Below are 6980 nucleotides of genomic sequence, written 5' to 3'. Positions count from 1 at the left end.
CGCCCGCGCCGAGCGGGGCGGCGGCGATCACCGTCACCGGCCGCGGGGCGAGCTTCAGCGCGCAGAACAGCCCGGCCAGCCCTCCGCCGACGATGACGACGTCGTCGACGCCGCGCCAGGAGAGAGGGGCGAGATCGTCCGGATCTACGAGGTCGGGTGCGTCAGTCATGGGTTTCACCCGTCCGCCCGTGGGCCGCGGCCCAATTCGGGATCGTCGCGAGGATGAAGCGCCGCGGGCTCAGCCGCGGCTCTCGTGGGGCCGGAGAGCGGCGCCTAGATCTTCAGGTTCACCATCCGCTCGACGCTGCGGCGCGCGCGGGCGGCGATCACCGGGTCGACGAGCACCTCGTCGCGCATGTGCAGCAGCGAATCGAGGATCGCCGGCAGCGTGATCCGCTTCATGTGCGGGCAGAGGTTGCACGGCTTGATGAACTCGGTCTCCGGCGCGTCGGCCATGACGTTGTCGGCCATCGAGCACTCGGTGATCAGGGCGACCTTCTTCGGCTTCCGCTGCTTCACGTAGTCGGCGAGCTTCGCCGTGGAGCCCGTGAAGTCGGCCTCCGCCAGCACGTCGGGCGGGCACTCCGGATGGGCGAGGATCGTGATGCCGGGATTGTCCGCCCGGTAGGACCGCAGCTCTTCGGCGGTGAAGCGCTCATGCACCTCGCACGCGCCGTTCCAGCTGATGATCTTCACCTTGGTCTGCGAGGCGATCCACGCCGCGAGATACTGGTCCGGCAGGACCATCACTTCCGGCGCCCCGAGCGACTCCACGACCTGCACGGCGTTGCCGGAGGTCAGGCAAATGTCGGCTTCGGCTTTCACCTCGGCGGTGGTGTTCACATAGACCGCCACCGGCACGCCCGGATGCTTCTCGCGCAGCGCGCGAACATCGGCGGCCGTGATCGAGGTCGCGAGCGAGCAACCGGCGCGGCTGTCCGGAATCAGAACCGTCTTGTCGGGGTTCAGGATCTTGGACGTTTCGGCCATGAAGTGCACGCCGCACTGGACGATGACCTGGGCGTCCGTCTTGGTCGCCTCGCGGGCAAGCTGGAAGCTGTCGCCGACGACGTCCGCCACGCAGTTGTAGATCTCGGGCGTCTGATAGTTGTGCGCCAGGATGACGGCGTTGCGCACGCGCTTGAGTTCGTTGATCGCCTTGACGTAGGGCGCGAAAAACGGCCACTCGACAGGCGGGATGACCGCCTTGACGCGTTCGTAGAGGTGGGCGGTTTCGGCTTCCACAGCCGGCGTCCATTCCAGGGACGGCGCGGCCACAGGGGCGAACTGACGCGGAGCCCGGCCGGACGTGACGGCAGGCTTCAGGAGCGCGGCGGCGGAAGGGGACATGGCGTCCTCCGGCAAGTGCCCATTATGCTCATTTCGAGCATAACTATGATAGTTGCCCGGAGACACGATTTGAAGCCCTGGCGCCAGTTAAATATGCATTGGCCCGCTCGATCATTTGGCGCGCCGCCCTAGCGCGCCGGTCATCTGCGTTCGCGATGATCGGGATCACGTAGTTTCATCGCATCCGGCCTGTGTTTGGCTCTATTGGTTCAGCGCATCTCACGCGCCGCGCCAGCGACCGGGCTCGTCATGACAGTTCGCCAGCTTCAGAGTCCCCGAGGCCCGGCCTCGCTGCTTGTCATCCTGTGCGGCTGCGCGATCGCCTGCCTCACCTTCGGTCCGCGCGCGACGGCCGGTCTTCTTCTGACGCCGATCTCGGAGACCAATGGGTGGGGGAGGGACGTCTTCGCCCTGTCCTTCGCCATCCAGAACCTCCTCTGGGGGATAGGGCAGCCTTTCGCAGGCGCCGTGGCGGATCGTTTCGGAACGCGCCGCGTGCTCGCTGCAGGCGGGCTGCTCTACGCCGCGGGCCTCGCCCTCATGCCGCTGTCCGCTTCTCCGGGAGCGATGCACATCACCGCCGGCGCGATGATCGGGCTCGCGCTTTCGGGGGCTTCGTTCTCGATCGTGATCGGCGCCTTCGGCAAGCTCCTGCCGCCGGAATGGCGCACCATCGGCTTCGGCCTCGGCACCGCGGCGGGTTCGCTCGGCCAGTTCCTTTTCACGCCATTCGCGGCGGCGTTGATCTCCGCCTATGGTTGGCAGGCGACCGTGCTGGTCTTTGCGGCGCTGATGCTACTGGTCGTGCCGCTGTCCCTGCCGCTCGCGACGCGCGCGGCGCAGCCGGGACCGAGCGGACCGGCAGCCTCCAGCCAGTCGATCGGCCAGGCCCTGGGAGAAGCCTTCCGCACGCCGAGCTACTGGCTTCTGGTCATCGGCTTCTTCACCTGCGGCTTCCATCTCGCCTTCGTCACCGCCCATCTGCCGCCGTTCCTGCTCGACAAGCATATCTCCGCCTCGGTGGGCGGGTGGACGCTCGCCCTGATCGGGCTGTTCAACATCGCGGGTTCGCTGGGCTCCGGCGTTCTCTCGAGCCGCATGGCGAAGCGGCGCCTGCTGGCGGCGATCTACTTCGCCCGCGCGGTGCTGATCTCGGCTTTCGTGTTCCTGCCGGTGACGCCCATGAGCGCCCTCGCGTTCGGCGCCGGGATCGGGCTGCTGTGGCTTTCCACGGTACCGCCGACCTCCGGCATCGTCGTCACGCTGTTCGGGCCGCGATACCTCACCATGCTCTACGGCTTCGTCTTCTTCAGCCACCAGCTCGGCTCCTTCGCCGGCGTCTGGCTCGGGGGCGAGCTCTACGAGCGCACGGGCTCCTACGACCTCGTGTGGCAGATCGCGATTGCGCTCAGCGTCATGTCCGGCCTGATCAACCTGCCGATCCGGGAGCGGCCGGTGGCGCGGCTGGCCTCTGCTCCGGCGCCGGCGGAGTGACGCGGCCTGTCCAGGTCCCTATCTAGGCCGAGGCCCAAGTCAGCGATCGAGGAAACGATGTCCACCTTCCGCGCCCTGCGCATCGACAAGGCCGAGACGGGCCAGACGATCTCCGCCGTCGACTTCAATGAAGCGGACCTGATGGACGGCGACGTCGTCGTTCGCGTTTCGCATTCGACCGTGAACTACAAGGACGGGCTCGCGATCACGGGCAAATCGCCGGTGGTGCGCCGGTTCCCGATGATACCGGGCATCGACTTCGCCGGCCGCGTGATCGCGTCGACGAGCGACGAGTTCGCCGAAGGCGATCAGGTCGTGCTCAACGGCTGGGGCGTGGGAGAAACGCATCTGGGCGGCTACGCCGAGGTCGCGCGCGTGAAGTCCGACTGGCTGGTGCCGCTCCCGGCGAACATGACGCCCGCCGAGGCCATGGCGATCGGCACCGCGGGCTACACGGCGATGCTCTGCCTGATGGCGCTCGAGCGGCACGGCGTCACGCCTGAGCGCGGGCCGGTGCTCGTCACGGGCGCCTCGGGCGGCGTCGGCTCGGTGGCGGTCGCGCTGCTCGGGGGCCTCGGCTACGAGGTCGTAGCCTCCACGGGGCGGCCCGAGGAGGCGGACTACCTCCGCGGCCTCGGGGCCTCCTCCATCATGCCCCGCGAGGAACTCGCCGCCCCGGGCAAGCCACTGCAGAAGGAGCGGTTCGCCGGCGTCATCGACTCGGTCGGCTCCGTGCCGCTCGCGAACGCGATCGCCCAGACCATGTCGGGCGGCGCGGTCGCGGCCTGCGGGCTCGCGGCCGGGATGGACCTGCCGACCAGCGTGGCGCCCTTCATCCTGCGCGGCGTCTCGCTGCTCGGCGTCAACAGCGTCACGGTGCCGAAGCCGATCCGCATCGAAGCCTGGAGCCGGCTCGCGCGTGACCTGGATCGCGAAAAACTGAAGGCGATGACCGAGACGGTCGGTTTCGACGACATCATCCCGACCGCAGAAGCGATCCTGGAGGGCAAAATCCGGGGCAGGGTGGTGGTGGAGATCTGAAGATCGTCCGCGTCACGACCGGCGCCGCGTGCGCCGGTCACTGAACGCGTATAGACCTCCGGCCACGCACGCCGCTCCGAGCCAAGGCACGAAGAGATGACTGACACCGTCAACGTCGCCATCCTGGGCGCTTCCGGTTACACGGGCGCGGAGCTCGTGCGTCTTCTGCTCCGGCATCCGCATGTGCGCATTACGGCGCTGACGGCTGATCGCAAGGCCGGCCAGGCGATGGGAGACGTGTTCGCGCAGTTCTCCGGCATCGAGCTGCCGCGCCTGACGTCGATCGGCGAGGTCGATCTCGACGACGTCGACCTCGTGTTCTGCGCTCTGCCGCACGGCACGACGCAGCAGGTCATAGTCGACCTGTTCGCGCGCAAGCCGTCGCTCAAGGTGGTCGACCTGTCAGCCGACTTCCGGCTGACGGATCCCGCGGCCTATGAGGAATGGTACAGCCATCCGCATCAGGCGCTGGAGCTTCAGGGCGAGGCGGTCTTCGGTCTCACGGAGCTGAACCGAGAGGCGATCAGGGCGGCGCGGCTGGTCGCCAATCCTGGCTGCCACTCGACCACCTCGATCCTCCCGATCATTCCTCTTCTGCGCGAGCGTCTGATCAACCCCGACGCGATCGTCATCAACTCCGCCACTGGCATGTCGGGAGCGGGACGGGGCGCGAAGGAGGAGATGCTGTTCTCCGAAGTCTCCGAGGGCGTGCACGCGTATGGGGTCGGCCGCCACCGGCACACGGCGGAGCTCGATCAGGAGTACGAGAAGGCCGCCGGGCGCGCCGCGCGGGCGACCTTCACGCCGATGCTCCTGCCGATGAACCGGGGCATATACGCCACGATCACGGTGACTCTTGAGGCCGGAGCGACGGCTGAGGCGCTGCACGCCTCGCTGGCGACGACCTACTGGGGCGAGCCCTTCGTGCAGGTCCTTCCGCTCGGCAAGGCGCCGCACTCCCGCCATGTGCGGGGCTCGAACAACGTTCAGATCGGGGTGATCGCCGACCGCGGGCCGGACCGGGCGATCGTCATCTCGACGCTCGACAATCTGGTGAAGGGCGCCTCCGGACAGGCGGTGCAGAACATGAACCTGCTGTGCGGCTTCGACGAGACCGACGGCGTCAACCAGCTCGCCCTTTTCCCCTGACGCCGCCTCCCGAGGTCGCCGTTCGCGAAGGCGGCGCCTCGGGCCTCAGGCTTTGACTTTCACATAGGATCCCGGCGCGTCTTCGAGCGCCGGGTAAGGGCCCTCGCCCGGCGTCCGGGCCGGGACCATCGTCGCGTCGGAGGCGGCGAGCCAGGCTCGCCAGTCCGGCCACCAGGAGCCCGGCTTCTCCTCCGCCTTCGCCAGCCAGTCGGCCAGGGTTCCGCGGGGCTCCTCGCCCACCCAATGCTGGTACTTCATGCGCGCCGGCGGGTTCACGACGCCGGCGATGTGACCGGAGCCCGCCAGCACGAACCGTGCGGGGCCGCCGAACAACTGCGCGCCCAGGAACACCGAACGCGCAGGCGCGATGTGATCCTCGCGCGTCGCGAGATTGTAGGTCGGCGTCGTGACCTTCTTCAGGTCGAGCGTCTTGCCGCCGATCTCCATCCGGCCTTCCGCGAGGTCGTTGTAGAGGTAGCAGCCGCGCAGATAGAAGGAATGGTTCGCGGCCGGCATGCGGGTCGCGTCCGAATTCCAGTAGAGCAGATCGAACGGGAAGGGCGCTTTCCCCTTCAGATAGTTGTTCACGACATAGGGCCAGATCAGGTCGTTCGACCGGATCATGTTGAAGGCGTTCGCCATCCGGGCGCCCTCGAGGTATCCGGTCTGCGCCATGTGGGCCTCGACGGCCGCGACCTGTTCCTCGTCCACGAAGACCTTCAGGTCGCCGGCGTCGGTGAAATCTACCTGCGCGGTCATGAAGGTCGCGCTGGCGATGCGCTCGTCTTTCGTCCCGGCCATATAGGCGAGCGTGATCGCGAGCAGCGTGCCGCCGACGCAGTAGCCGACCGTGTCGACCTTCTCGACCGCGCAGATCTCACGGGCGACGTCGACCGCCTGCATGATGCCTTCGCGCATATATTGCTCGAAGCTCTTCTGCGCGTGCCGTGCGTCCGGGTTGACCCAGGACACGCAGAAGATGGTCAGCCCCTGTTCGACGCACCACTTGATCATGCTCTTTTCGGGAGTCAGATCGAGGATGTAGAACTTGTTGATCCAGGGCGGCACGATCACGACCGGACGGGTGCGGACGAGTTCAGTCGCGGGCGAATACTGGATCAGCTCGAACAGTTCGTTTCGATAGACGACCTTGCCTGGTGACAAGGCGAGGTTGCGACCGACCTCGAAGCCGGTCGGATCGGTCTGCCGGATGCGCAGGTCGCCCTGGCCGGCGGCGATGTCCTCCGCGAGCATGCGCATGCCGCGCACCAGGTTCTCACCCTTGCTCGCCAGCGTCTCGCGGATGAGCTCCGGATTCGTCGGAACGAAGTTCGAAGGCGACGCCGCGTTCGACAGCAGCTTCACGTAGAACGCCGCCTTGTGCCGGGTGTGCGGGTCGAGTTCGTCAGCCTCCTCCACCATGCGCTCCGCCCAGCGCGAGGCGTGCAGATAGGCCTGTTTGAGGAAGTCGAAGACCGGGTTCTCCGACCATTCCGGATCCCGGAAACGCTGGTCCTTCGGGTCCGGGCGCACCAGCGGCTCGGGGGCTTCTCCTGAAAAGCGCCTGAGCGTCCCCGCCCAGAGGTCAAGGAAGCCGCTCGCGAAGGCGCGCTGCGCCTCGGCGACCCGCGCGGGCTCGGCCAGCCAGCGCTCGGCGACCTGCCCGAGCGTCTTCACGATGTCCGCGATCTGCTCGGCGCCCGTCGAGGTCTTCGCGCCGCTTTCGCGCGGACGCATATAGGCCGACATGGCTCGGCCGCTCTCCTCCCAGAAGCGGGCCATGTTGGCCGCGAACGCTTCTACCTCCGGCGTGAGGAAGGGCGATTCCTTGCCGTCGCCTGTGCCGTGGGCCTTGGCGCCATGGTCCTGGGGCCCCGCGCCGGCGGCCTCTTCCGAGCCCGACTGCGCATCTCCGGGCGGCGGCGGCGCCTTGCGGTCCTCCGGCC

The 6980-nt window shown here is 67.7% G+C and carries 6 protein-coding genes; 3 read left to right on the top strand and 3 right to left on the bottom strand.

Translation table 11 applies throughout. The annotated features are described in order from the left end of the window. Together ACIKT0_RS10560 and nadA are read right to left on the bottom strand one after the other, a co-directional pair. On the bottom strand, nt 1–169 hold a 169-nt coding region (locus tag ACIKT0_RS10560; RefSeq protein WP_407105312.1), incomplete at its 3' end, for an FAD-binding protein. Nucleotides 170–273: 104 nt separating this feature from the next. Further along, nucleotides 274–1350, bottom strand: a complete 1077-nt coding sequence (gene nadA / locus ACIKT0_RS10555) for a quinolinate synthase NadA (protein ID WP_407105310.1) — start codon at nt 1348–1350, stop codon at nt 274–276. A 249-nt stretch (nt 1351–1599) separates the two neighbouring features. On the opposite strand from nadA, the gene ACIKT0_RS10550 reads away from it, so the two are divergent. The 3 genes from ACIKT0_RS10550 (at nt 1600) to argC (ending at nt 5034) form a co-directional block, all read left to right on the top strand. After that, entirely contained in the window at nt 1600–2844 is a 1245-nt protein-coding gene (locus ACIKT0_RS10550; RefSeq protein ID WP_407105309.1) for an MFS transporter, read from the top strand. 57 nt (nt 2845–2901) lie between these two features. Next, complete coding sequence (gene acuI, locus ACIKT0_RS10545; protein ID WP_407105308.1) at nt 2902–3885, top strand: acrylyl-CoA reductase (NADPH); 984 nt, start codon at nt 2902–2904, stop codon at nt 3883–3885. Nucleotides 3886–3981: 96 nt separating this feature from the next. Beyond that, complete coding sequence (gene argC / locus ACIKT0_RS10540; RefSeq protein WP_407105307.1) at nt 3982–5034, top strand: N-acetyl-gamma-glutamyl-phosphate reductase; 1053 nt, start codon at nt 3982–3984, stop codon at nt 5032–5034. 45 nt (nt 5035–5079) lie between these two features. Here argC and ACIKT0_RS10535 read toward each other — a convergent pair whose 3' ends face one another. After that, the gene (locus tag ACIKT0_RS10535; RefSeq protein WP_407105311.1) at nt 5080–6816 is read right to left on the bottom strand and encodes a PHA/PHB synthase family protein; all 1737 of its coding nucleotides are present in this window, start codon (nt 6814–6816) and stop codon (nt 5080–5082) included. Nucleotides 6817–6980: the final 164 nt, after the last annotated feature.

The sequence above is a fragment of the Hansschlegelia beijingensis genome (genome assembly GCF_045505405.1).
Lineage (GTDB): Bacteria > Pseudomonadota > Alphaproteobacteria > Rhizobiales > Methylopilaceae > Methylopila > Methylopila beijingensis_A.
The sequence above is the reverse complement of the archived record's forward strand: the minus strand, read 5'-3'. Positions and strand labels throughout refer to the sequence as shown.